The following is a 26,280-nucleotide window of genomic DNA, read 5'->3' on the forward strand; positions in this document are numbered from 1 at the left end:
ACGCAGTCGAAGGACCCCGAAGTCTTCCGCATCACCGATACACTCAACACCTTTTCGACCTCTGAAGCCACGGCCACGGCCTCCCGGGGAAAACGGTTCAACAGCCGGAGCAGTAACGGCCTACTCCTCCCGGCCTCCGACCTCATCAGGCGATTGAATGATGTGGCCAGTACCCGTCCGAACTTCGTTCACGATCCGTGCATCCGTGGAGTCCCGCTGAGGAGACACCGCCCCCGCACCGGCCAGCACTTCCCTGTATGCAGTAGCCGCAGAGGTGCTGGAGATCGCTGGCGCAGGAAAAGGTTCTGGAGCCGCAATGGTCTCTCGTGTGAAGTAAAACCCCGTCGCATGCCAGTTATCTTCCGTTGCCCGCGTGTTGCCCTCAAGAACGTTGCCAGTAAAGAAGAGAGAAGCTGGAGCAACGGACTCGATACCGTTCAAAAAGAGTTGAGGCTTCTGAGCAGTGGAGGTCCCAGGCTTGAGATAGTTGCCGACATAGTTGAGCCGGTCGAACTCTCCGTAGCCGGCGGTCTCGCCCCAGTCGTAGATCACGTTGTTGCGGAAGTCGGCGTCGACAGCCCCCTGAAACCGTGGATTGCGGCCCAGGTTATGCGCGAACAGATTGTGATGCCAGCTCACACGGTTCCCACCCACGAGAGACGCAAACCCATGCTGGTCAAGGTTCAGGGCCTCGCTGAGGATGCACCACTGCACGGTAATGCGGTCGGCAAACTTGGTGGTGGAAAGGATCTTATTAGTCGACCAGCTGAGCGAAAGATGATCGGCAATCGCATTGGCGGCGCCTTCGGTGAAGTAGAGAGCGTACTCACCGTCACCGCTGCCGTATCGGACGCTCTCGTCCTCGCGACGCACATCTTCGTCTCCGATTCGAATCCGGAACTGCCGGAAAATGACATCGTGGGTGTGGACCTCCAGCCCATGCCGTCGCAGGGTAATGCCCGGCGCAGGAGCCGATGAAGCGTCGAAGGTCAGGTACGGACTTCCGATCACGATGGCGGACTGCAACGAAATCGTGCCGCTGACACGAAAGGACACAATCCTCGGACCGGAACTTTCAAGGGCCGCACGCAGACTGCCTGCTCCCGAATCATTGAGGTTCTCCACGTAAAGTGTCCGGCCGCCTCGTCCCCCTGGCGTGTAGGCCCCATAGCCTTCCGCCCCCGGAAAAGCTGAAACTCCAGTCGAAACCGTGAGCGGATAGATCGGATGCCCATACCATGAAGGCTCGGGCAGAGGACGAACCGGGAGAGTATGGCTGACAAGCGCGTCGGCTGCATAGACCGATTGGTTCCGAAGCACGACATCATGCCCGGAGCTTCCTCCTTTGTAAGTAAGCGTCCAGCGATACGTGCGGCCGGCATAGTCGGCGGCGATCTCTGCGCCTTCGGGAAGATCGCTGAAGGTGCCGCGAGTTGCGACGCGGCTGGCTACAAGAGTGATGTCGTCGCGCGGCGGGACGGCACTCAAAGAGACTCGCAGTCTGCAGTGACTCGTAGCATCGTGCTCGATACGCAATCCGCTGAAGCGGGACGATAGGGAGATCGGTGTCACCCCGTGCTCGTCGACCGTGTACGAAAGAGTGGCCTCCCCTGGCCTGCCGCTGGGATCGGCTTCAGCCTGGAGGGCCACGAACTCAAGCGCGCGAATGGCCGCTGCCTGTGAGCCTTCCACCGACAAGGTGGACTGCGAGCCGAGACCCTCCCCCACCGTGAGCGAGAGACCGATCAGCGTGCCGCCGCGGACCCGAAGGACGCTATGATTCATACGCTTGGAGGAGCCTGTCGCTCCTCCCACAAAGACATCCATCACACTTTCGAGGAGGCCGGAGTTCAGCGTAAATTCAGCGCTCCCGCCCGTGTATTCGCCAACGATGAGCGAATCCTGCCGGACGAGCAGATGGCCGCCATCCAGCGAAACACGGGCATGATCTCCAGGCTCGGTGCCGACATTAAGCCGGGCAACGGTGAAATCCCCGTCAGGAACGGTAACGGCACTCTCTCCGCCAACAGTGGCCTCCGTAAACACCGTAGGAAGTCCGTGGCTCCAATGGGCGGTCGAGGTCCAACGACCTGTTCCGGTCCACCTGCTCACCGGCGCTTGTGCATTGGCAAGCACCGGCATGACAGCGAGGGCCAGCAGAAGACACCGAAATAAAGGGACGCAGATCCGCGACATGGAAGGGTTTACGAGACAGGGCCATTGTAGTGTTCCCCTGTCGATGAGCGACAGGGCTCAGGGTCCTGAGCGTACTTAGCACTTCCGTTACAAAACAGACCGGAGACATGATTTACAGCGGAGCGCGACGGCGACAATTCCCCCGCATTGGGCAACGCACCACGCCTACGGAAACTCGATCACGGCACCATCAAGCGGCATCGATTCCTGCAGTTGGACAGGATGCGGAGTCCATGCTGCGGACGGCGACAACACTACGTCCTCGCCCGCCGTCCCTTCATTTGTGAAGCGAGCGAAGCGGAATGGGAGACCTTCGGACTCTTCAAAGGTGGGCCTGTTGCTCAGGTGGAAGTGCAGGTGTGGCGCAGCTGAATTTCCAGTGTCACCAAGGTGCGCGAGCACTTCTCCACGATGGACATGCTGCCCTGCGCGGACGCACAGGCTGCCAGGGCGAAGGTGCGCGTAATGTGCGAAGACGTCAGGCGCTATCTCCAGCACCACGAAGTTGCCATACAGCCCGCGGGCAGTCAGGTCACTCTCGTCTCCATGCTTGGACATTGGCTTGCCGTCTGGCTGACCGTCGCGTGCATCGCGCACTACGCCGTCCGCCACGGCCAGAACTTCGCTGTCGTAGCCGAACCAGTCAACATTCGCGGAGTCGTGAAGCTTGTCCGGGTCCACTTCCAACGCGTGACCGCGTTCATTCAGACCAACGAAGTCGATGGCGTAACGCTGCGGGATCGTTACAACTCCGTTGAGAGCGAGAAGGCTGCCCCAGTGATGCGAGTGCGAATTGCCGGGGCCCTCGCTGACAAGCCAGTTACGCCCTCCGCGCAGCGGCGGCGCGATAGTGATGGCTGCTCGTTGAGGAAGCGCCACGTTGACGCCCTGCAGTGTGCGCTTCACACCCTTCGCATCCTGAAAGCTCATGCGATGCCATAGGCTTGCGGGCGTCGCAGCCCCTTCGGGCAGCGTAATCCAGAGGAAGAACACCGTGCGACTGCCTGCGAGAAGCGTGACACCGTCCGGAGTCTCTTCAGGATGCGGCTTTGCGATATCAGCCAGTTCTTTTGCCTTGTAGGTAGCCAATGGCGTCGAAGAACTTTCAGAGAAGATGCTCAGTTCGCTCAAATGAAGTGGGCCGTTCGATGCGTAGAAATTCGTCACGTGCAATTCATATTCCAAATGCATACGGCCATCGCTGCCGCGGACGGGTGTCGGCGCCATGGGCACGCGGGCCTCGACCGGGGCGCTGAATTGCTGGGCTACAGCGGAGCCGGATTCCATCCCTATACACAGGAGACACGCAAGGCCGGCATTTAAGATACTCCTTGTTCGTTTCTTTCGCACTCGCTTCCGCCTTCTCTGAACTTGTTTGTTACGTTGCGCCATTCGGCGGGTGCTAGACCTGCGCCTCTAGATAGCTGATGAAGTCAGGGTCAGCGTTCAACATCTTCAGGATAGGCAGAATCACTCGCGGTCCGTTCGCGCTGTTGGTAAAAAGGATCACTCCAGCGCGCGATCCGGTTTCGAAGAAGCCCAGGGTAAACACGCCCTCGTCGAGGCCTGTGTGCATCAGGAACGTCTTGCCATGCGTCTTGATGACTTCCCATCCGGCACCAAAGCCCACTTCATCCGGGCAAACTTTGGCCAGTTTTCCAACGCACATCTCTGCCTTGCGATCGGTCAGTACGCTGTCGCGCAAGTTGCGGATGGCCGGCGTTTCACCTTCGCCGTACATCAGGCTTTCGACAAAGCTCGCGTACTGCGTGGGCGTCGTGTAGACCAGATCGGCGGCGACGAATTGAGTGGCGATCTGGGGCTTCAACCACTGGCCATCTTTATCGGTGGGCTGCGCGATGTTGCCGTCCATCCAGAGACGATGCGTGTAGGCGGTGTGAGTCATCCCCGCGGGATTGAAGATGAGGGTCTGAGCAAGGCTCTCGAAGGATTCGTCCGTCTTCTTTTCGGCAAAACGCGCTACATACTGATAGCCCTCGCCGGAGTACCCGAACGCTTTGCCGGGATCTTGCGTGAAGGCCAGCTTGCCATTCGTCTCGCGTCTCCAGTTGGCAAAGCCGGTCTGATGGTCGAGCGCCATCCGGGGCGTCAGCAGCTTTGCTCTAGGATCATCGGCAACATCCGGGTCCACCCAATACTTGTACATAGGCTCGTCAAGAGAGAGACGGCCTTTCGAAGCGAGGCGCAAGAGAACTTCCGCCGAGATGGGCTTCGACATGGAGGCGATGTTGTAGAACGTGGCGGTGCTCGTGGCTACTCCGGAGCTCTGCTCTCCGTAAGCTTCGGCAAGAGTCGTCTTCCCTCCCACGATCTGTGCGAAGGAGACGCTCGCTACGTGCTCACGCTGCAACAATGCGGGAATCGTTTGCTTTCGATCAGAGGATGACGTCTGCGCCGACGTCTGAAAGCCTTGAAAGACAAGGGACGTGACGAAAATTGGAATCAGAAATGTACGGACGCGCAGGCGGTAAGCCACGATAAGAAAAGCTCCTCTGTTCTGCATGAGCAGTGATGCTAAGTACGTATGGCTGCGGGGTTTGTTCCCGGAAAACTGCAAGCGAGCCGATTGGCCCTCTTAAGCGCGCTTCTCGTCAGTAATAAGTCTCGATGAGTGCATCATCGCAAATCCACTCATTGACCAGCGATGAGAACCGATGAGCATCTCTTGTCGGGTGCCGCACCTTGCAGTGGGGTGACGGCATATCGTTTTATCCAGCATTGCCGCGCGAAATGCAGGCCATGTAAAGGACAGAGCGTGGAAAGAATGGAAAGCCATGAATCCGGCTTCCCGCCCTTCCCACACTCTTTGGAAATCCCTACGCCCTCGACGACTGGATGTATGTCTTCTCATACCCACTCAGCTGGAACCATCGGCACCACAAGGGGGTTGTAACGGATGTCTCAGGTCCACAACGTAACGCCTGTCCCGCTACACTCAGTCCAGAAGACTTTGGGTTCTGAGCCCTGAACTCTGGGCCCTATGCCCGCTAATCCCTATATTCCCTGAGCCCTAACCCCTGGTTTGCGACCCTTTTCCCACAGGCGCGTCCAATCTCTATCCCTGAATCTTCGCCGGGGCTTCGTTTTCACGGTCCGGCGCGGATACACTAGGAGGCAACTCGCTGGCGGCCATAACGGCAGTCAGTCCTCTCCGCCGCAAAAGACCGCGGTGGTGGCCACGGTAATCGTCATTCGCAGACCGCGTCCTTGTTTCTGGTCCTGGTAGTTTTCAGCTCCATACGCGGGGGCGGCGGTTCGAAGGGGGAGCATGTTCGAACGCTACACAGAAAAGGCGCGGCGCGTTATCTTCTTCGCGCGCTACGAAGCGAGCCAGTTCGGCTCGCCCTACATTGAAACCGAACATCTCTTGCTGGGTTTGCTGCGCGAAGACAAGGCGCTCACCAATCGCTTTCTGCGCTCGCACGCCTCAGTAGAATCCATTCGCAAACAGATTGAGCAGCACACCACCGTACGCGAGAAGGTCAGCACGTCCGTCGACCTGCCTCTCTCCAACGAGTGCAAGCGCGTGCTTGCCTACGCGGCCGAGGAGGCCGAGCGTCTTTCGCACAAGCACATCGGCACAGAGCATCTTCTGCTGGGCTTGCTGCGTGAAGAAAAGTGCTTTGCAGCAGAGATCCTCACCGAGCGCGGCCTGCGCCTCCCCACCATTCGCGAGGAGTTGCAGCGCACCACGCAGGAGAAGCCCGCGCAGCAAAGCGGCGGCTCCAAGCAGCGCGGCGGTCAACAGGAGCAGTCTCTGCTCGCCGAATTCTCACGCGACCTGACCCAGGCCGCAGCCGATCAGCAGCTCGATCCGCTGGTGGGCCGCGACTTTGAAGTCGAGCGCGTGATCCAGATCCTCTGCCGCCGCACGAAAAACAACCCCGTGCTCATCGGCGAGCCTGGTGTCGGCAAGACCGCCATCGTCGAGGGCCTCGCGCAGAAGATCGCCGACGGCGAAGTTCCGAGCTTCCTCGCCGACAAGCGCGTCCTCTCGCTCGATCTATCGTTGATCGTCGCGGGCACCAAGTACCGCGGCCAGTTCGAAGAGCGCCTGAAGACCATCATGAAAGAGCTGATGGAGAATCAAAACTCCATCGTCTTCATCGATGAGTTGCACACGCTCGTCGGCGCTGGCTCGGCCGAGGGTTCGCTCGACGCCGCAAACATCCTCAAGCCCGCGCTCAGCCGTGGCGAGATCCAGTGCATCGGAGCCACCACCCCGGCGGAGTATCGCAAGTCCATCGAGAAAGATCGCTCGCTCGAACGCCGGTTCCAGGCCGTCAAGGTCCCGCCGCCGAACGAAGAAGATGCGATCAAGATCATCATGGGCATCCGTGAGAAGTACGAGAAGTTCCACGCCGTCAGCTACACCGACGACGCGATCACCTTCTCCGTCTCGCACTCCAACCGCTACATCCCCGACCGGTTCCTGCCGGACAAGGCGATCGATCTCATCGACGAAGCCGGTGCCCGCGTGAAGCTGCGCCAGACCACGCTTCCCGAAGAGCTCACCGAGGTCCAGAAGCGCATCAAGTTCATCGTGCACCGCATGGAGAACGCCATCGCGAACCACGAGTTCGAGAAGGCACGCTTCTACTCCGACGAGGAGCGCAAGGAGCGCGAGAACCTTCGCGTGCTGCGCGACAAGTATCACCTCGACGAGAACTCCGCCGGCATAGTCACACGTGAGGACATCGAAGACGTTGTCTCGCGCTGGACGGGCGTTCCGATCACCTCGATCAAGGAAGAAGAGACCCAGAAGCTGCTCCGCGTGGAAGAAGAGCTGCACAAGCGCGTCATCGCCCAGGACAAGGCCATCAGCGCCCTGGCCCGTGCGATCCGCCGCTCCCGTGCCGGTCTCAAAAATCCCGCTCGCCCCATCGGCTCGTTCCTGTTCCTCGGACCGACCGGCGTCGGCAAGACCGAAGTCGCGCGCACCCTGGCGCAGTTCCTCTTCGGTTCGGAGAAGTCGCTGATCCGCTTCGATATGTCGGAGTTCATGGAGAAGCACTCGGTCTCCAAGCTCATCGGCTCGCCTCCGGGCTACGTCGGATACGAGGAGGGCGGCCAGCTCACCGAGCGGGTCAAGCGCTCCCCCTACTCCGTCGTGCTGCTCGACGAGGTCGAAAAGGCTCATCCGGACGTCTTCAACCTGCTCCTGCAGGTCTTTGAAGACGGCCAGTTGACCGATGGCCTGGGCAACACCGTCGACTTCAAGAACACGATTATCGTCATGACCTCGAACATCGGAGCCAAGCACCTCATGAAGCGCGAGGGCCTGGGCTTCCAGTCGAGCAAGGACGAGATTGTGCTCGAGAAGATGCAGGAGATGGTGATGAGCGAGGTGAAGAGAACCTTCAACCCCGAGTTCCTGAACCGTCTCGATGAGGTCATCGTCTTTACGTCGCTGTCCGACTCCGACCTCATGCAGATCCTGGAGCTGCTGGTGCAGAGCCTCAACAGCAACCTGGTGCACAAGGCCATCACCATCTCGGTACAGGACGACGCCAAGCGCTGGATCCTGGACAAGACGCTGGTCGACCGCAGCTACGGTGCACGTCCGCTGCGCCGGGCGCTGCAACGTTACATCGAAGATCCTCTCTCCGAGGCGCTGATCGCCGGCCTGATCGCCGAACGGCCAGCCTTCCTGGAGGTCTACCTCGAGAACAACCAGCTTCACTATCGTCCGGTCGCCGCCGACGGCGAAGAGAAGGCAGCCGGCATGGCTCTCACGACCGTCTAACCGTAATCATTTTCTTGAAAACAATACGCTCCTGCCTGACAGCAGGAGCGTATTGTTTTACAGGAGGTGATTTACCAAGATGGATCGACGTGAATTTGCGGCACTTCTCCCCACTTTGCTCGCCGTTGGGGCCCTGCTTCCCGAAGCGGCCACCGCTCAAACCGGCACCATGGACCACCCAGTCATGGAACCCCCACCCCAGGCCCCACCAATGGCAATAAGCCCAAGGGAGTTCTTCCGGAGCTTATCTCCGGCGTCTACACTCCGGGCAAATCCTACGGCTCACAACCCAAGCGCACCTCCCAGCGATACCTCGCCGGAATGCTCAAAGCGGGCAACATCCAGATCGAGATGCACGAGACCCATCAGGAGGTCGGCGCTCTGCACGAGCCCACCGACAAGCATCTGCACAACGAGATCTGGCTGGTCAGAGAAGGTGTCTGCGAACTCACCACCAATGGCGTTACACGCCGCATGGAAGCAGGAGATATTGGCCTCTGCTGCGCCGGCGATCTGCACTACGTGCGCAACGCCGGCGACACTCCCTGCACCTATTTCGTCGTCACGATCGGCCCACCCGAACAATACAGTTAGAACAACTAAAAGCCCCATCTCACCATGCGTAGAACGCGTAGTGAGATGGGGTTTCTTGATTTATCCGTAGATCTGCTTCAGACCAGCTTCTGAACCGACTTCGCGGCCTTGGACGCAGCCCCGCTGGCTGCATCTAGCGCATCGTCAAACTGATCTTTGCTGCGTTCGATCAGCTTCTGAGCCTCACGGCTCAGATACTCGGCCTGATCCCTGAGGTAATCGCCGGCCTCTTCCAACGCCTCTCCGGCGTCTTCAATCCCGCGCTTCAGCTTCTTGCGTGTCTGCGCTCCCGATTGCGGAGCGTAGAGCAACGCGGCAACACCCCCAGCCAGGGCTCCGAATCCTAGCGCGATCCAAAATTCCTTATTACGCATGGCATACCTCCGTTTGGTCTAACTCACTAACTCAGCAGGTGAGATTCAAGCCTATCGCAACAGGTTGGTCACTCCCGTTATTTTCTGAAAATACCGGCTCAAACGAGACCGGCGATCTCCATCGCTTTCACAAAGACTCGCGCAAACATCACCCTGTCCAATCGACCGGTGTTCGTGTTCCGCAAGGAAGGATGATAGCTGCCCAGCAGCGTAACTCCGTGGGGCAGAAGATACTCCGCCCCGTGCCCGAAGACATAGGCAGACCTGCGTTCGATCACGCCGCTGGCCACCAGATGCGCTAAATAGCCATCCCAGGCGATCTTCCCGAGGCACACCACCACGCGCACTCCCGGCAAGGCTTCGATCTCAGCCGTCAGGTGTCCGGAGCAGTTCCGTATCTCTTCCGGCTTCGGCTTATCCCCCGGTGGAGCGCACCGAACGACAGAGCTGATCCAGAGATTGCGAAGTTTCAAGCCATCTTCACGTGCGACAGCCTTTGGCTTGGTCGCCAAGCCCAGCTCATGGAGCACCGGATACATGAAGTCGCCGGAACCATCCCCCGTAAACGGCCTTCCGGTCCGATTGGCTCCGTGCGCTCCCGGAGCCAGACCCATGACATGAATCCTGGCCTTCGGGTCGCCAAAGCCAGGAACGGGCCGCGCCCAATAGACCTCATCCCGATAGGCTTTGCGCCGTGTCTCGCCGATACCGCGGCAGTACTCACGCAGGCGCGTACAGCGTTCACAAGTGGTGATTGCTTCGTGTAACTCCTGCAATACCAGCAATTTCTTCGAAGAGCGTGTACTCTTCCCTTGATTGATTTTTGACTGTTTGTCCAAAAGCTTCACGTTGGCCGATGATAGAGCAGTTCGCCTCCTGGTGCACCCCGAAGACATCGGAGAGAATAGCTCTACGTCAGGATTTCCATTTGCATCCAACCATCAGATCCTGATGGCGTCTCTTCCATAGAGTCACCATCAGGCATTTGCTCGTACAGCGGGGCCGGGCAAAGCCGGTCCAAGAGAGATTTGCTCCATGAAGTTTGAAATGCCTAACTCCGGCAGCTCCCGTTCCTCCTGGTTCGGGCGCTGGAGCACTTCAGGCTGGATGACCCCCAGTTTGATCGCTACGGTTTGCCTGATCCTCGCACTCGGCTCCTACGAACACTCCCAGGGCAATCTGCATCGTCTGCGGGCAACGTCCACGAATCACGTTCAACCGCAAGGGCCGGGCGGTCAGGATCCAATCCGCATCTCGCGGTCTCTCCGCGAAAACGGCGATGGGCCTGAGTTCATCTCTGCCACGCTGTTGCCGGGTCGAGGCTTCAACCTTTGGCAGCTCACCGCTTCCCTCCCGGGCCGAGGTGAGGTCTCCCTGCTGGTCTCCCCGCCTGTATCCCAGGCCGCGCAGATCCTCTCCGGGCTGGACAACGATGACAACGGCAGCGCCTCGACCAACTACGGTGGCGCCTTCCTCGCTCCCTGGGCAGCGCAACTGACCGGCTTTCCGGCGCCGGGAAGCGGCGTCCTGCAAACTGTCTGGGAAGGGCAGCGGCTCACCTTCCCTGCCAGCATTCCTGGTAGCCCTGTTTCGACGGAAGGCCTTCTGCTGGCACGCGGTGCAGATGCCGTGAAGACGTCTTCCCTGCCAGACGGCCAATCCGCGGAGGCAACCTTCAGTGCCAGTTCGTTTTCCGGCAACTGGCCCTCCAATACCGATGTCACCATCCTCGTCGAACTTTCAGGCCACTCCCTCGACCTCACGATGACGGCGCATAATACCGGCAACACCTCTGAGCCGATGGGACTGGGATGGCATCCCTACTTCGCCATCCCCAGCGGAGACCGAGCCCATGCCATGCTCGTCATCCCCTCCCTCAACCTTGTAGAGGCCGCGGATCGCTCCACTGGCGTATCCAGCGGACGCATGACTCCGATTCAAGGCACGTCCTACGACTTCCTCCACGCCAGCGGAACTCCGTTGGGCCACATCTCGCTGGACGAAACCTACGTCAATCTTCACGGCAGCCTCATCTCCGATGGCCCGATTGCGGAACTGCGGGACCCGGCGGCCGACTACGGCCTGCGCGTCATTCCACTGACCCCTAACATTACAAACCTGCGCGTCATCGCCCCCGAAGACAAACCCTGGGTCTCGATCGGGCCCAACACAAATCTCAGCAACCCGTTCGGCAGCGAATGGGGACATACGGACATGAGCAAATCGGGCATCGCTATTCTGAAGCCCGGCGAAAGCATGCAATGGAAGGTACGCGTCGAAATCTTTTCCTTGACAGGCCCTTGGCGTCCCTCCCACAACCACTAAGCCCGGCGGCAACGTCCCGCGTGCACAGCTTGCCGTTTGACCCTACCGCCGCAGCCTCGTATCCTTGTCACTGGCGAGCGGTTACTGGCACGCGGCGCAATCTCTGCGCTTTTTTGAAGGCAATGCCACCGCCAAAACCTCTGGAAGGCAACAAACTTGACCCCCTCAAATACGATTCAAGACACGAACGAAGAGACTCTTGCCCCTGCAGTACAGCCCTCCGACGCGCTCGAACAGAGCCACGAAGGCCATGATCACGATCACGCAGGCCACGATCATCAGCACGCGCCCACGCTGAACCCCGAGCTCACACGCTCCATCGAAGTCGAAGCGCCTGCCGCTGACGTCGATAAGGCCTTCCGCCAGGTGATCAAGCGCTACACCAAGCTGGCGCGCATTCCCGGCTTCCGCGCCGGCAAGGTGCCCGAGGCGATGATCAAGTCGCGCTTCGGCAAGGAAGTCCGCCAGGAAGTTCTCGAGTCGCTGGTCTCCGACCGTTTCCGGAAGGCTTTGGAAGAGCAGAAGATCAACCCTGTCTCGCAGCCCCAGGTCTCCGAACTGTTCCTCGTTGAAGGTCAGCCCCTCCGCTTCAAGGCCACCTTTGAAGTGCTGCCGGAGATCAATATCGACGGCTACGATTCCATCTCCGTCCAGCGCCCCGACTCTACGCTGACCGAGGAAGAGTACCAGGCCGAGCTGGCCAATGTTCTCGACCGTCACGCCACCGTTGAGCCGGTTGAAGAAGACCGTCCGCTCGTCGACGGCGACTGGGCTGAGATCGGCTTCCAGGGCCAGGTTCAGGAACTCGCCCAGACCGTAACCGAAGACGGCCTCGAGAGCGCTTCGAACGCTCAGCCCATCACCGGCGAAGACGTACTCATCGAGATCGGCGGCAAGAATACGCTGTTCGCGTTCACGGAAGCTCTGCGCGGCGCGAAGGTTGGCCAGGAGCTTACCTTTGAGGCCAGCTATCCCGCCGAGTTCGGCGAAGCTCGCCTTGCCGGCAAGACCGTCAGCTACGACGTCACCGTGAAGTCCATCAAGCGCAAGGACTACCCCGAGCGCGACGAAGAGTTCGCCAAGCAGCTCGGACCCTACGAGAACTGGGGCGACTTCGAGACCAAGCTGCGCGAGCATGCCGGCTCACGCAAGAAGGACGCGCTCGAAGCCCAGGCTCGCGACAAGATGCTCGATGAGTTGGTGGAGAAGTTCAACTTCCCGCTGCCCGAGACATTCGTCCAGCAGCAGATCGATGCCCGCCTGGAGCGCGGCCTGCGCGCACTCGCACAGCAGGGCATGAGCTCCGATGCGATGCGTCAGCTCGACTTCGGCCGTCTGCGCGAAGCGCAGCGCGATCAGGCCGTCAAAGAGGTCAAGGCCTCGATGATCCTGGACCGCGTGGCCGAGCGCGAGACTGTTGAAGTCTCCGACGAGGACCTGGAGCGCGAGCTCTTGATGCTCTCCATTCAGTCGCGCGAGCCCTACGACGCGCTGCGCAAGCGGCTCACCGAGGACGGCTCTCTCGATCGCATCCGCGAGCAGATGCGCCGCGAGAAGACCGGTGCCGCCCTCTTCGAAAAAGTCGCCTCCTAGTGCTTTCGGGCATGACCTCCTCGTAGTGGATTCAAAGCCACGAGGAGGTCATGCTTTTCCCCAACCCACCTGCCTGTATCCTGAGCAGGCTGAAAGAAAGAGAGAGCTATGGGACTCATACCAATGGTGCTCGAGCAGACGAGCCGGGGCGAACGCTCCTACGATATTTACAGCCGTCTGCTGCGCGACAACATCATCTTCCTGGGCACGCCGATTGACGATAACGTCGCCAATCTCATCATTGCGCAGATGCTCTTCCTCTCCGGCGAAGACCCAGAGAAGGACATCCAGCTCTACATCAACTCTCCCGGCGGCTCGATCTCGGCAGGTCTCGCGATCTACGACACCATGCAGTACATCAAGAACGATGTCGTGACCTTCTGCATCGGCCAGGCCGCGTCCATGGGCGCCTTCCTGCTGATGGCCGGCAAGAAGGGCAAGCGCTTTACGCTGCCCAACTCGCGCATCCTCATCCACCAGCCGTCGATGGGCGGTCTGGGCGGACAGGCCACAGACATCGACATCCATGCCCGCGAGATCCTGCGCATTCGCGAACTCACCAACCGCCTGATGAGCGCCAACACCGGCCAGCCGCTCGACCGCATCGAGCGCGACGTGGAACGCGACTTCATCATGACCGCACCGCAGGCCAAAGAGTACGGCATCATCGACGACATCATCGACCGGCCGCGCACATAGAACGAGTGACAAGTGGGAAGTGATAAGTGGCAAGTGACCTCAATTGAGGTCACTTGCCACTTATCACTTCCCACTTGTCACTCGTTTTTACCCCGTACCACCCTCGACACCCAGTATCTAACTGCATAGGTCTGCCCTGTTTCAAACCGGTTTTCCCGCACCCGCAGGTGTAAACTCTAGGTTGTTGCGTGGCGATCTGCCGATCACTTGCGGCAGCCTGACACAAAGGAGTTACACCCCACTATGAAGACCTCCCGGGGCTCGGAAGATTCCCTCCGCTGTTCGTTTTGCCACAAATCACAGGATGCTGTCGCCAAGCTGATCTCTTCGCCCTCCGACTATCCTCGTGCCTATATCTGCGACGAGTGCGTGGCTGTCTGCAACTCGATCCTCGAAGACGACAAGGGCGATACCCAGGCCGGCGCAGCCCCTGCGCATCTTCCCAAGCCTGCGGAAGTGAAAGCGTTCCTCGACGAGTACGTCATCGGCCAGGAGATCACCAAGAAGAAGCTCGCCGTTGCCGTCTACAACCACTACAAGCGCGTGCAGATGAACCGCACCCGCGGCAATGACGTAGAGCTTGCTAAGTCCAACATTCTATTGGTCGGCCCCACAGGCTCCGGTAAGACCCTGCTTGCCCAAACGCTGGCCAAGATGCTCGACGTTCCCTTTGCGATCGTCGATGCGACCACGCTGACCGAAGCCGGCTACGTCGGCGAAGACGTCGAGAACATCCTGCTCAAGCTGCTGCAGGCCGCCGAAGGCGACGTCACGAAGGCACAGCAGGGCATCATCTACATCGATGAGATCGACAAGATCGGCCGCAAGGACGAGAATCCCTCCATCACCCGCGACGTCTCGGGCGAAGGCGTGCAGCAGGCGCTGCTCAAGCTGCTCGAAGGCACCGTCGCCAGCGTTCCGCCCCAGGGCGGCCGCAAGCATCCGCACCAGGAGTTCACCATCGTCGACACGACGAATATCCTGTTCATCTGCGGTGGAGCGTTCGTCGGACTTGAAAAGGTCATCGGTCGGCGCATCGGGAAGAAGGCGCTGGGTTTCAAGGCCATCTCCGATCCCAACGCCAAAGAGGCCGACGTTACCCCCATCCGCGCCCAGCGCGATTCCGAGCTGCTCCGCAAGGCCGAACCGCAGGATCTCCTCAAGTACGGCCTGATTCCTGAGTTCGTTGGCCGTCTGCCCGTGCTGGGCATTCTCGACGAGCTGGACGAAGCTGCGCTCATCGAGATTCTCACCAAGCCGCGCAACGCCATTCTGAAGCAATACGCGAAGCTGTTCGACTACGAGGGCGTCAAGGTCATCTGGACCGACGATGCGGCCCGTGCCATCGCGCGCGAGGCGTTGACCCGCAAGGTTGGCGCGCGCGGCCTGCGCATGATCCTCGAAGAGCTCATGCTCGACCTGATGTACCACGTCCCCGGCAACAAAAAGGTGAAGGAACTCATCATCACCGAAGAGATGGTGCTCTCGCGTGATATCACCATGCCGGTGATTCTCGAAAAAGCCGGATAACGGTAATCAGAGCTATTTAGCGATACGAAAAGGGCTGAAGGCTGGATTTCCTGGTTATTAACCAGGAAATCCAGCCTTCAGCCCTTAAATTTTTCTTCGGCCTAACGGGCTATTGGCCATAAATCGTCGTCCCATGTGCAATTCCCCGCCCCGGAGTGCGCGTACAATTTCCTCCATGCCGGGCTCGCGCATCGTTCCTGCGTGATGCACGTCTAATCGGGAGACCTTATGACTAACGACGAACGCAATCTACTCAACGGCGCTCAACGCAAACTCCCGATGATGCCCATCCGCGAGATGGTCATCTTCCCTCACATGATGGCTCCCTTCGTCGTCGGCCGCGAATCCAGCGTCCGCGCCCTCGAAGAAGCCCTCAACGGAGACCGCCGCATCTTCCTCGCGACGCAGCATGACGCCGCTGTCGATGAACCCACCGCCGAAGACATCTACACCGTCGGTGTCATCGGCAACATCGTCCAGTCCGTGCGCATGCCCGACGGCAATATCAAGGTGCTGGTCGAAGGCGTCGAGCGCGCTCGCGCCAGTGCGGTGAACGACGACGATGGCTTCTTTGTGGCCACCGTGCGCACCTCGCTCGTCGAGCTCACGCCCACTCCGCAGACCGAGCAGCTCGTCGTCCGCGTGCACCAGCTCTTCGATCAGTACAACAAGCTCCAGCAGTCGCTCAACCAGGAGACGACAGCGGCGCTGCGCACGGACGAGCCCGCCAAGCTGGCGGACGTCATCGCCGCAAACCTCCAGCTCTCCATCGAAGAGAAGCAGCAGATCCTCGAAGTCTTCGATCCCGAGGTACGTCTCTCGCGCATCGCCGACACTCTCGACATCGCCATCGAGAAGCTGAACATGGACCGCACCATCTCCTCACGGGTAAAGCGCCAGATGGAACGCGCCCAGAAGGAGTACTACCTCAACGAGAAAATCAAGGCCATCCAGAAGGAGCTCGGCCGCGGCGAGAAGTCCGAGTTCGATGAGCTGAAGAAGAAGATCGAAGAAGCTGGCATGACCGCCGAGGTCAAGGAAAAGGCCCTGCAGGAGCTGAAGAAGCTCGAAGCCATGCCGCCGATGTCCGCCGAGTCCACCGTCTCGCGCAACTACCTCGACTGGCTGCTCGCCGTGCCCTGGAAGAAGCGCAGCAAGGAGATTCGCTCCATCGCAAACGCGGAGCAGACCCTCAACGAAGACCACTACGGCCTCGAGAAGATCAAAGACCGCATCCTGGAGTTCCTTGCGGTACGCCAGTTGGTAAAGAATCCGAAGGGCTCGATCCTCTGCTTTGCCGGACCTCCGGGCGTCGGCAAGACCTCGCTTGGCATGTCCATCGCAAAGGCTACCGGCCGCAAGTTCGTACGTATGTCGCTCGGCGGCGTGCGTGACGAGGCCGAGATTCGCGGGCATCGCCGCACTTACATCGGCGCTCTACCGGGGCAGATCATCCAGTCGATGAAGAAGGCCGGCACCAAGAACCCGGTCATCATGCTCGACGAGATCGACAAGATGGCCTCGGACTTCCGCGGCGATCCAGCCAGTGCCCTGCTCGAAGTGCTCGACCCCGAGCAGAACAACACCTTCCAGGATCACTACCTCGACGTCGAATACGACCTGTCCCAGGTTCTCTTCGTCGCTACGGCGAACGTCCTGCACACCATTCCCGGCCCGCTGCAGGACCGCATGGAGATCCTGCGTCTCACCGGCTACACCGAAGTCGAGAAGCTCGAGATCGCCAAGCAGTACCTGGTGAAGAAGCAGCTCGAAGCCACCGGCCTCAACGCCGAGCAGATCAGCTTCACCGACGATGCCCTGCGGGAGATCATCCGCAACTACACACGCGAGGCCGGCGTCCGCAACCTGGAGCGCGAGATCGGCAATCTCTGCCGCAAGGTAGCGCGCAAGGTCGTCGAGAACTCCGCGCATACCATCGTAGTCACCCCAGAGGTCCTGAACGATCTGCTTGGCGTGGCCCGGTATCGCGATTCTCAGGTGCAGGAGAAGTCCGAGGTCGGCCTCGTCACAGGGCTTGCCTGGACGGAGATGGGTGGCAGCATCCTGCAGACCGAGGTCCAAGTGCTCGACGGCAAGGGCAAGATGACTGCCACCGGCCAGCTTGGCGACGTGATGCAGGAGTCCGCACAGGCTGCCCTGACCTACATCCGCTCGCGCTCGCAGCATCTAGGCCTGCCGCGTGACTTCTATCGCAGCATCGACATCCACGTCCACGTTCCCGAAGGCGCTATCCCCAAGGACGGCCCGTCAGCGGGCATCACGCTGGCCACGGCTCTTGCCAGTGCGCTGACCAAGATTGCGGTGCGTCGCGATATCGCCATGACCGGCGAGATCACGTTGCGCGGCAAGGTACTGCCCATCGGGGGCCTGAAAGAGAAGCTGCTCGCGGCCCATCGCGCGGGCATCTTTGAGGCGATCCTTCCTGCCGACAACCGCAAGGACCTGGCGGACTTTCCCGAGCTCATCAAGAGCACGATGAAGCTGCACTGGGTCGAGCAGATGGACGAGGTGCTGGAGATCGCATTGACCTCCAAGCTGCCGAAGCTCGCAGAGGAGTTGCCCGAAGCACTCGCGGATGCAGTTCCCTTGATTCCGCCTTCGCACGAAGCCTCGGCTAACATCAGCCCCCACCAGTAAGCGAAGCATTCGATCTGTTTGTAACTCAGAAGGGGCGACCTAGGTTCATATAGGTCGCCCCTTCTGAGCCTTGAAGACCATCAAACCCACCACCAGATAACAGCGACGGCCCTCGTTGCATCTACCTCTTAAATCGCTGTACTGGAGGCTGGACGTGGAAACTATCGTTGTCGTGATTCTCGCCCTTTTGCTGCTCGGTTCACTCCCTCTCTACCCATACTCGCGTGGCTGGGGATATCGCGGCAGCGGCGCCCTGGGCACGATCCTTATGATCGTCATCATCCTCTGGCTGCTGAAGTGGTTCTAATCCGGTAGTGCATTCCGGATCTTCGCGAATAAGATGAAGGGGCGCGGTACGGAGCGCCGCCCTTCATCATGATCACTGCCCCTACGACCTCGACCAACCTCTACCTCAGCGATCTCGCACCCAACAGCACGCAGTCCGAGATACGCGCCATGACAGTCGCCTGCTCTGCGGTCGACGGCATCAACCTCGCGCAGGGCGTCTGCGATACCGATCCGCCGCACCCTGTCGTCGAAGCTGCCATCGCTGCCATCCGCTCCGGCCATAACATCTATACGCGCCTCGACGGCATCGCTCCTCTGCGCGAGGCGATCGCCCAGAAGTTCGCCACCTTCAATGGCCTGTCCGTCGATCCGGACCGCGAAGTCCTCGTTACCAGCGGAGCCACGGGTGCGCTGCACGCCGCCCTGCTCGCGCTGCTCAACCCGGGCGACGAGTGTCTGGTGCTGGAACCCTTCTACGGCTACCACGTCAGCACCCTGCGCTCGCAGCGCGTCCTTCCTGTCATCGTTCCGCTTGATGCCCCAGACTGGCGACTCGACCTCGACCGCCTGCGGGCCGCGATCACGCCGCACACTCGAGCGATCATCCTCAACTCCCCGTCGAACCCCTCCGGCAAGGTCTTCACCCAATCAGAGCTAGAAGCTCTCGCCGGGTTCTGCATCGAGCACGATCTCTTCGTCTTCACCGATGAGATGTACGAGTACTTTCTCTACGACGGCGCGCGTCACATCAGCCTCGCCACGCTGCCCGGCATGGCAGAACGTACCATCACGATCTCCGGCTTCTCCAAGACCTTCTCGGTCACAGGATGGCGTCTCGGCTATCTCGCAGCCGACGCGCGCTGGCTGCCGTCCATCGGCTACTTCCATGACCTCACCTACGTCTGTGCACCATCGCCCCTGCAACACGGCGCTGCCGCAGGCCTGCTGGCCCTGCCTGCGTCGTTCTACGAAGAGATGGCTGTTGAATACCAGGCCAAGCGTGACGCTATCTGCGCGGCCCTGATGCACGCGGGTCTTACTCCTTCTATCCCCACAGGCGCGTACTACGTGCTCGCCGACGCAACTCGTATCCCGGGCGCGGATGCCAAACAGAAGGCCCGCAGGTTGCTCTCCGATACAGGCATCGCGGCTGTCGCGGGTTCAGCGTTCTTCGGCAGCAATGCGGATGGGACGAATCGTGGCGAAAACCTTTTGCGCTTCTGCTTTGCGAAAAAGGAAGAGGAACTGGAAGAAGCGTGCCAACGATTGACCTCTTATCGCAGTTAGATATTTTGTGCCAGATACTGAGGATCGCATGTACGCTTCCACCTCAACGCTCTGAGATACTGGATCGCTTAGGGAAGGCAGGGGCTATGGCATTTCGGAATCGAACAGTCACTCGCGTTGGTCTGCTTTTAGCTACAGTTGCCGCAATAACGCCAGGAGCCCTGGTGACCCACAGCAATGCGCAGCAACCCACTCCCCCGTCTTTTGAAGTGGCCACGGTGAAACCCAGCGATCCCCAAAAGCCTTTGCCGCCTTCTCTCAGATTCTCGCCCAACAGACTTAGCGTCGGCAGCATGACGCTACAAGACCTCATCTCCATTGCCTACAACCTGACTTATGGTGCCGATCAGCAGATTTCAGGCGGGCCAGATTGGATACGCTACGAGAAGTTCGACGTCGTGGCAAAAGAGGATGAAACCGTCGCAGCACATCTCCATAAGCTTCCCCTTGAACAGCAAGGAGACGAAAACAGGAGGATGCTACGCGAATTACTCGCAGAGCGGTTCGCACTAAAAGTGCACCATGAGACAAGAGATTTATCTACTTATGTGTTGTCGATAGCAAAGGGTGGGCCAAGACTGAAGCCTGTCGTATTGGATCCACATCTTCCTGCAAATATTCCCCCCAACCGGATAAACGTTATGGGACGGGGGTTTCTGGTAGGACATGATGCCGATACCGCTTTGTTGGTGAAGGTGCTCAGCGGACAGCCTGAAATGGATGGTCACATAGTGATCGACAAAACGGGACTTACCAGAAGATATGACTTCACCTTAAAGTGGGAGCCTGACTCGATGACAGACGGCCCATCATCCAAGGCTGAAACCAACAGTCAATCGGAGTCTTTACCTTCGTTTTTCACCGCGCTGCAAGAGCAGCTTGGCCTCAAGCTGGCCTCCTCTAAGGAGCCTGTAGATGTGGTGGTGGTCGATTCTGCTGACAGACCTTCTGAAAACTAGAAAATCTCCTCTGAAGTGGACGAGATCGGCAACGTGACCATAATGTTTACGCCCCTCCGAATGCGGGGGTCCTTCGCCGATGGCTCAGGATGACGGCGAAAAACAAGCAACAACAAAGACAAAGGGCGACGAGAATCTCTCGTCGCCCTTCATCTTTCGCTAAACCCTACTTAGAAACTTCCACCCGCAATCGACGGGATCAACATCACTTCATCCCCATCTTCAAACTGGTGCGCATCTCCGCCGAGAAACCGGATGTCTTCATCGTTGATGTAGACATTGATAAACCGGCGCAGCTTGCCGTTCTCATCCTTCACGTTCTGGGCCAGAGCGGGAAACTTGGTGTCGAACTCCGCAATCAATGCGGGAAGATCCTTCGCCTCTGAATCAAACGCCTTCTGACCTTCCGTATGCCGCGCCAATGCCGTCGGCAACACTACCTTCACGCTCACTGTACTCCTCCTGCCAATACCAGTTCCTGGGCCGCACCCACAAGCGAACCGTCAACCTCACGAATGTACTCATCGAACGCCGCAAGCTTCGGCTTGACCGCGCGCTCCACTTCAAAGCGGCCTTCCAGCGCATCGGTCGTCTTGAGGCCGTTGCCCGTAATGCACACCACTGTCGTTTCGTCGCGAGAGATGCGGCCATGCGAGTAGAGCCGCGCCGTGACAGCCGTCGTGACGCCGCCGGCAGTCTCGGTAAAGATGCCTTCTGTCTCGGCGAGTTCCTGAATGCCGGATACGATCTCGACGTCCGAAACGTCCTCGGCCCATCCGCCTGTCTCGCGAATCATCTTCGCCGCCGCCGGACCGTCCGCGGGATTGCCGATAGCCAGTGAACGTGCGATGGTGTTCGGACGCTGCGGCTCGATGTAATCCCAGCCCTCCTTCACCGCGTGCGAGATCGGAGAGCAGCCCGTGGCCTGTGCACCAAAGAAGCGCACATTCTTGTGCTCTACCAGACCCAGGGCAATCAACTCCCTGAAGGCCTTGCGAATCTTGCGAATCAGCGAGCCGCCGGCCATCGGCACAACGACGTTGTCCGGCAGACGCCAGCCAAGCTGCTCGGCGATCTCATAACCAACCGTCTTCGAGCCCTCGGCGTAGTAAGGCCGCAGATTTACGTTCACGAAGCCCCAGTTGTACTCATCCGCAATCTGCGTGCAGAGGCGGTTCACGTGATCGTAGTTGCCGTCGATCCGCACCAGCCGCGCGCCATACACCTGGGTGTTCAGAATCTTTGCCGCTTCGAGATCGGACGGGACGAGGATGCAGGCCCGCAGTCCCAGGCGCGCGGCCTGCGCCGCCACCGAGTTCGCCAGATTGCCCGTCGACGAGCAGCCTACCGTCGTAAATCCAAACGCCTGAGCGTTGGCCAGCGCGACGGAAACCACGCGGTCTTTAAAGCTCAACGTAGGAAAACACACGGCGTCGTTCTTTACGTAGAGATTGTCAGCGCCGATGCGCTTGCCCAGGTTCTTCGCGCGAACCAGCGGCGTGAAGCCTACCGGCAGGTCGGGCTGGAAGCCCTCGGGGATCGGAAGCAGCTCTTTGTAGCGCCAGATGTTCGCGGGCCCCGCAGCGATCGACTCGCGCGTAAAGCGTCCGCGCACGGACTCCAGGTCGTACTGGACTTCCAGGGGAGCAAGGCACTCGGAGCACGCCGAGAGAGGAACATTGCCATAACTCTTACCGCACTCGTTGCAGCGCAGTTCATACTTCGTACAAGAAGACACCATCATCAGCTCCGATGGCCGAAGGGTTCTGGTCTTGTGAACGCCACTCTCAATTGTCTGGGAATTGGGTACGGAGAATCGTGGAATACAGGCTCAATAGACGGGTCTGCTTCCACCGAACCTCATGTGCCCTGTTCCCAGGAGAGAGTTGACACCGGTACTTTATTCTGTCCGGTTGTCGTGGCGTCACAGGGCTCGTCCCTCAACCACTCTGCATGAAATTCGACCCGCCGAAGCGGATGGAATAGATATTTTGTATCACGTCGACAGAGCCATCGCAAGCTTTGGCCAAATAACTTTGGTGTCAGTCTTGGCACAAAAGCAAGATAGAGGGGCCTATTTGCTCTTGTTCACGCCCCCTACAGAAGCGTCATCCTGAGCGTAGCGCCTCGCGCTTTCTGCGAGGTGCGCAGTCGAAGGACCCCGAAGGGATTCATCTCACCCATGCTACTAGAACCTTTTTCAGCACGAAGCTCCAGGCTCGAGCGCCTGAGGTTGAAAAGGTGCGAAGGATATGGGCAATAGAGCACTCTCGGGGTCCTTCGACTCCGCGTCCCAAAAAACCGGGACGCTTCGCTCAGGATGACGAATCTGTGGTGAGGTAAAACAAAACTACGATACCGCTACCTTGATATCGATTAGTAACGCCAGGACTTTACGTCAGCCCCCGCTGGAGCTGACTGGATCATGTGATCGGCCATCAACGGCAGCACGCGCTGAGTCCAGTTCGCACTGTTCTGCTGCATGGTGTATTCCGAAGGCCCACCCGTGTAGCAATGCGGCATACCGGGGCCATACTGGAACGTCGCATCGGAGTGCGGGTTTGAGGTCGCCTCAAGCTGGTTCTGGAGCAGATGGACAGCATTATTCAGGAAATACGTATCGCCGTCGCCTACTGCAATATGTAGCTTGCCTTCCAGCTTCGGTCCCAGGGTGCTCCAATCCCGCTTGAGGATCGCAGCCATATCGTAGTGATCGTGCCAGTAGGCCACTACTTTTTTATCGATCACGCCCGTAACCGGATCGAGAACCTGGGCAGGATAACCGTCCGCACCAGCGGGCGAAAAGATCGCCTGCCAGATGGCCCATTGCTCCGTCGAGCGGCCGTGGGTCCCGAGGACATTCTCGAAGGCAAACTCTCCCTCGGCCGTGGCAATGACGGTGCCATCCGGCTTGCGGTCTCCGGCGGTAGGAATCTGTGCAAAATCGCCGTCCAGATGGAAGGCATTGGGGCTGTCGTAGAGATTGATGTTCTGATAGGCGTGAAAGTCGACCGGATCGGGGCAAGCGGCATACGCGCCGTTGTAGTTATCGGGGTAGAACACCTGCGTTGCAAGCGCCTCCCAGCCGCCCGTTGAGCCGCCGTAAGTCGCGCGGGCCCAGCCCTGTCCGATGCCACGGTACATCTTCTCAACGGCCGGAATCAGCTCGTCATTGACTGCTGCGCCGTAAGGTCCAACGTTCGCCGAATCGACGACGTAGGAGTCGTCATAGTAGGGGTTGGCATTCTGCACATAGAGGATGATGACCCGCGGCAGGCGGCCCGAGGTCCAGTCCTGAAACAGGCGATATCCGGCATCTCCGCCACGACGACTACGGCTAGCCTCTGCGCTGGGCTTGGTGGCCAGGAACGCAGGCCCCGAACTCGCATGATAGTGGTCCTGATAAACGACCAGCGGATACTTTGCGTCCGGATGCTCATCGAAGCCGTCGGGCAGCAGAATCCACGCGCCTAGATAGGTGTCCCGCCCCCAGAACTTGCTCAGCTTCTCGCTCTTGAACTTCATGTACTTGAGCCACTTGGCCCCAGGGTCTTTGGCGGCCATCACAGCAGGGTCCTGATCCGTGCCTTCGATGGGAGGAATGACCTTGTCGAGCGTGATCTTCAGATTCAGCGGCGATTTCGCGTCGACATGGAGCTTTACCGGCGTGCTGTAAGGATTGCCCGGCTTGCGGTTCCACTTCTGGCCTTCTCCCTTGTCGGGAGGAAGCCAGACGTTCTTGCCGGTCTCAAGATGAAACTGCTCGTAGACATTGAAGACCGCCTGAACGCTGTAGTCTCCCGGCGGAAGCTCCGTCAGAGAGTGCAGAGGATAGCCAAAGGTCTTGGCATCGATCACGATCGGCTTGCCGGGAGTAACGCCCTCCACGTCCACACCAAAGCCCTGCGCAGACTGGTAGTTCTCCGACAGCTCCATGCGCGGCTCGGTGCGGTCGTTTTTGGAGATGACCAGAATCAGGCGGCCATGAAGCGGAGCCGTGCCTGGAACGCTGACTTCAATGCGCTGAGCGAGCATCTTCGCCCCGGTAACAGCAAGAGCACAGCAGACAAACGCAATGGAGAGGAGAGGCTTCCGCATAAGATCCTTCAGGCAGGAGATGTGTCGAGACGGACAGAATAGCAGTCCACCTCTACGACTCACTATCACCTGCACGGCAAGTAATCCCACGCATTCGTAAATGCCATACCGTGGGATATCCCGGCGACCCTCTCGACGTCCATGAGATCCTGTCTGGCCCGGCCACAGGCCAACGCACGGTACGATAGAACTTATGAGCTATACACGACACGTCGTCTCGCACCTGCGGAAAGACCTCCGCATCGAGTGGCGCGCGAAGGATTCGATCAACGGCATGCTGTTCTTCTCGCTGCTGGTGGTCGTCGTGTTCTCGCTGGCCTTCGATCCGACGTCCTACCCGACCGTTGCCCGGCAGATCAGCGGAGGCCTGCTGTGGGTCGGGCTGCTCTTCGCCGCGATGACCGCGCTCAACCAGTCCTGGTCGCGCGAGCTGCGGAATCACGTCCTCGACGCCCATCGGCTCGCTCCGTCGTCGGCCTCGACCCTCTTCCTCGGCAAGGCGCTGGCAAACTTTCTCTTCGTCAGCGGGGTCGAGATCGTGCTCGCGCCGGTCTTCGCGATCTTCTACAACCTGCACCCGCTCGGACAGGTCTGGTACCTGCTGCTGATCCTGCCCCTGGGCACCTGGGCCCTGGTCTGCAACGGAACCTTCTTCGCCGCGCTCAGCCTGCGCACGCGCAATCGGGAACTGCTGCTCCCCCTGGTGCTCCTGCCCATCTCCGCTCCGGCCCTGTTGGCGATGATCCAGGCCACCACCGCCGTGCTGACGGGCGACTCCGAACCCGGTCTCTGGCTGCGCGGACTCGTCGGCTACGACCTCATCTTTACGACACTTTGCATACTGTTATTCGACCTCGTGCTGCGCGAGGACTGAGGCCCTCAAGATAAACTGGAGGCATTGTGCAGACACGCAGTATCCCGAAACCCCTTATCTGGCTATGGCTCATAGCGACCTTTGCCGTTCTGGCAGAGGGCTATCGTCAGGCCATCTTCATCTCGCCTGCGGAAGCCACGATGGGCGACATCTTTCGCATCTTCTTTTATCACGTCCCCAACGCCTCCCTCGCGCTGATTCCTCCCTATATCAACCTTCTGGGGTCATTCGGCTACCTCTTCTGGCGGAACACGAATCCGGAACGCGCTCAAGCTTCAGACGCGCTCGCTATCGCCGCCGCCGAGGTAACCCTCGTGCTCACCAGCATCGGTCTCGTGACCGGCATGCTCTGGGCGCGGCCGATCTGGGGCATCTGGTGGACGTGGGACGAACGCCTGACTACCTATCTGCTGCTCTGGCTGCTCTATGTGAGCTACGTACTGCTGCGCCGCCTGTCGTCCTCCGGCCAGACCCACACCCTGGCCGCTGTGCTGTCGATCTTCGCCGCGGTAGACGTGCCCATTACCTTCATGTCCATCCGCTGGTGGCGCACCCAGCATCCCGGCCCGGTGCTAACCAGTGGTCAGGTAGACAAGAGCATGCTTCCGGCTATCTTCTGGAACATTGCCGGTTGGGGTATGTGGTCAGCCGCTGTACTCTGCTTCCGTTACGCGCTCGAACGCCGCCGGCAGAAGCTGGACGCTGTGAAGTCACAAGAATTTCTCGCCGAGGGAGACGCCCGTGGATATTGAAAACTTTACCAGGGTTCATCCCATCGCCTACGTTCACATCGCCTACGCTGTCGTGTGGGGTTTTCACTTCGGATATGCCCTTTGGATCGCCATACAGTGGCGAAAGACGCCCAAGGTATAAAAAAGCAACGGAGCCAGGCAGAGTGCCCAACCCCGTTGTTCCGAGGAGTCATGCGTGGGCCCCGGCTTGGCTTGCTAGCCGCCGGGCTGTTTCCCTGAACACGCTATTTCTGAAAATGTTGCACCGGCAGTAAAAAGTTTTTAAGCGAGCAAAGCTTCCTACCTC

General features: G+C 59.4%; 22 protein-coding genes and 1 riboswitch. Of the genes, 13 read left to right on the forward strand and 9 right to left on the reverse strand.

Annotated elements, in window-relative coordinates; genetic code table 11:
- Positions 1–120 precede the first annotated feature (120 nt).
- The 4 genes from ACIX8_RS24685 to ACIX8_RS26360 all read right to left on the reverse strand — a co-directional run bounded on the left by ACIX8_RS24685 (position 121) and on the right by ACIX8_RS26360 (position 5,487).
- Positions 121–2,196, reverse strand: a complete 2,076-nt coding sequence (locus ACIX8_RS24685; protein ID WP_014266373.1) for a pectate lyase family protein — start codon at positions 2,194–2,196, stop codon at positions 121–123.
- 165 nt (positions 2,197–2,361) lie between these two features.
- Complete coding sequence (locus tag ACIX8_RS24690) at positions 2,362–3,483, reverse strand: M23 family metallopeptidase (RefSeq protein ID WP_014266374.1); 1,122 nt, start codon at positions 3,481–3,483, stop codon at positions 2,362–2,364.
- 115 nt (positions 3,484–3,598) lie between these two features.
- Complete coding sequence (locus tag ACIX8_RS15840; RefSeq protein WP_190273675.1) at positions 3,599–4,693, reverse strand: serine hydrolase domain-containing protein; 1,095 nt, start codon at positions 4,691–4,693, stop codon at positions 3,599–3,601.
- Between the two features lie 665 nt (positions 4,694–5,358).
- Positions 5,359–5,487 (reverse strand): hypothetical protein, encoded by a 129-nt coding sequence (locus tag ACIX8_RS26360; RefSeq protein WP_263053371.1) that lies wholly within the window; start codon positions 5,485–5,487, stop codon positions 5,359–5,361.
- On the opposite strand from ACIX8_RS26360, the gene ACIX8_RS15845 reads away from it, so the two are divergent.
- A complete protein-coding gene (locus tag ACIX8_RS15845) occupies positions 5,486–7,963 on the forward strand; it encodes an ATP-dependent Clp protease ATP-binding subunit (RefSeq protein WP_014266376.1) in 2,478 nt (825 codons plus the stop codon). The genes ACIX8_RS26360 and ACIX8_RS15845 overlap by 2 nt on opposite strands.
- Before the next feature lie 321 nt (positions 7,964–8,284).
- Positions 8,285–8,557: a cupin domain-containing protein gene (locus ACIX8_RS15850; protein WP_052310631.1), complete on the forward strand. Its 273-nt coding sequence runs from the start codon at positions 8,285–8,287 to the stop codon at positions 8,555–8,557.
- Positions 8,558–8,634: 77 nt separating this feature from the next.
- On the opposite strand, the gene ACIX8_RS15855 is transcribed toward ACIX8_RS15850, so the two are convergent.
- Positions 8,635–8,931: a YtxH domain-containing protein gene (locus tag ACIX8_RS15855; protein ID WP_014266378.1), complete on the reverse strand. Its 297-nt coding sequence runs from the start codon at positions 8,929–8,931 to the stop codon at positions 8,635–8,637.
- Positions 8,932–9,029: 98 nt separating this feature from the next.
- A complete protein-coding gene (locus ACIX8_RS15860; RefSeq protein WP_014266379.1) occupies positions 9,030–9,869 on the reverse strand; it encodes a uracil-DNA glycosylase in 840 nt (279 codons plus the stop codon).
- Positions 9,870–9,966: 97 nt separating this feature from the next.
- Here ACIX8_RS15860 and ACIX8_RS15865 point away from each other — a divergent pair, with 97 nt between their 5' ends.
- From ACIX8_RS15865 to ACIX8_RS15895, 8 genes are all read left to right on the forward strand, one after another.
- A complete protein-coding gene (locus ACIX8_RS15865; protein WP_014266380.1) occupies positions 9,967–11,256 on the forward strand; it encodes an aldose epimerase family protein in 1,290 nt (429 codons plus the stop codon).
- A gap of 156 nt (positions 11,257–11,412) precedes the next feature.
- Positions 11,413–12,849, forward strand: a complete 1,437-nt coding sequence (tig, locus tag ACIX8_RS15870; protein WP_014266381.1) for a trigger factor — start codon at positions 11,413–11,415, stop codon at positions 12,847–12,849.
- Between the two features lie 108 nt (positions 12,850–12,957).
- Complete coding sequence (gene clpP, locus ACIX8_RS15875) at positions 12,958–13,548, forward strand: ATP-dependent Clp endopeptidase proteolytic subunit ClpP (RefSeq protein ID WP_044176876.1); 591 nt, start codon at positions 12,958–12,960, stop codon at positions 13,546–13,548.
- 243 nt (positions 13,549–13,791) lie between these two features.
- The gene (gene clpX, locus ACIX8_RS15880; RefSeq protein ID WP_014266383.1) at positions 13,792–15,078 is read left to right on the forward strand and encodes an ATP-dependent Clp protease ATP-binding subunit ClpX; all 1,287 of its coding nucleotides are present in this window, start codon (positions 13,792–13,794) and stop codon (positions 15,076–15,078) included.
- Positions 15,079–15,306: 228 nt separating this feature from the next.
- The gene (lon, locus tag ACIX8_RS15885) at positions 15,307–17,736 is read left to right on the forward strand and encodes an endopeptidase La (protein ID WP_014266384.1); all 2,430 of its coding nucleotides are present in this window, start codon (positions 15,307–15,309) and stop codon (positions 17,734–17,736) included.
- A 154-nt stretch (positions 17,737–17,890) separates the two neighbouring features.
- Positions 17,891–18,043, forward strand: a complete 153-nt coding sequence (locus ACIX8_RS25305; protein ID WP_014266385.1) for a DUF3309 family protein — start codon at positions 17,891–17,893, stop codon at positions 18,041–18,043.
- A gap of 68 nt (positions 18,044–18,111) precedes the next feature.
- Complete coding sequence (locus tag ACIX8_RS15890) at positions 18,112–19,311, forward strand: pyridoxal phosphate-dependent aminotransferase (protein ID WP_014266386.1); 1,200 nt, start codon at positions 18,112–18,114, stop codon at positions 19,309–19,311.
- Positions 19,312–19,475: 164 nt separating this feature from the next.
- Positions 19,476–20,270: a TIGR03435 family protein gene (locus ACIX8_RS15895; protein ID WP_014266387.1), complete on the forward strand. Its 795-nt coding sequence runs from the start codon at positions 19,476–19,478 to the stop codon at positions 20,268–20,270.
- Positions 20,271–20,440: 170 nt separating this feature from the next.
- Here ACIX8_RS15895 and ACIX8_RS15900 read toward each other — a convergent pair whose 3' ends face one another.
- From ACIX8_RS15900 to ACIX8_RS15910, 3 genes are all read right to left on the reverse strand, one after another.
- Positions 20,441–20,722, reverse strand: coding sequence for a MoaD/ThiS family protein (locus ACIX8_RS15900; RefSeq protein ID WP_014266388.1), 282 nt, complete (start codon positions 20,720–20,722; stop codon positions 20,441–20,443).
- On the reverse strand, positions 20,719–22,011 hold the full coding sequence (thrC, locus tag ACIX8_RS15905; protein ID WP_014266389.1) for a threonine synthase: 1,293 nt from the start codon (positions 22,009–22,011) through the stop codon (positions 20,719–20,721). Before thrC ends, ACIX8_RS15900 begins: the two co-directional genes overlap by 4 nt.
- Positions 22,012–22,127: 116 nt before the next feature.
- Positions 22,128–22,230, reverse strand: a riboswitch (SAM riboswitch).
- 416 nt (positions 22,231–22,646) lie between these two features.
- Positions 22,647–24,368 (reverse strand): alpha/beta hydrolase-fold protein, encoded by a 1,722-nt coding sequence (locus tag ACIX8_RS15910; protein ID WP_014266390.1) that lies wholly within the window; start codon positions 24,366–24,368, stop codon positions 22,647–22,649.
- A gap of 193 nt (positions 24,369–24,561) precedes the next feature.
- Between ACIX8_RS15910 and ACIX8_RS15915 the strand changes: the two genes are divergently transcribed.
- From ACIX8_RS15915 to ACIX8_RS26365, 3 genes are read left to right on the forward strand one after another with little or no spacing between them, the layout of a single operon-like run.
- Positions 24,562–25,242 (forward strand): heme exporter protein CcmB, encoded by a 681-nt coding sequence (locus ACIX8_RS15915; protein WP_014266391.1) that lies wholly within the window; start codon positions 24,562–24,564, stop codon positions 25,240–25,242.
- A 26-nt stretch (positions 25,243–25,268) separates the two neighbouring features.
- Complete coding sequence (gene ccsA / locus ACIX8_RS15920; protein ID WP_014266392.1) at positions 25,269–25,994, forward strand: cytochrome c biogenesis protein CcsA; 726 nt, start codon at positions 25,269–25,271, stop codon at positions 25,992–25,994.
- Entirely contained in the window at positions 25,984–26,115 is a 132-nt protein-coding gene (locus tag ACIX8_RS26365) for a hypothetical protein (RefSeq protein WP_014266393.1), read from the forward strand. The genes ccsA and ACIX8_RS26365 overlap by 11 nt, the downstream gene beginning before the upstream one ends.
- Positions 26,116–26,280: the final 165 nt, after the last annotated feature.

It is taken from the genome of Granulicella mallensis MP5ACTX8, from assembly GCF_000178955.2.
In the GTDB taxonomy this organism is placed as follows: Bacteria; Acidobacteriota; Terriglobia; order Terriglobales; family Acidobacteriaceae; genus Granulicella; species Granulicella mallensis.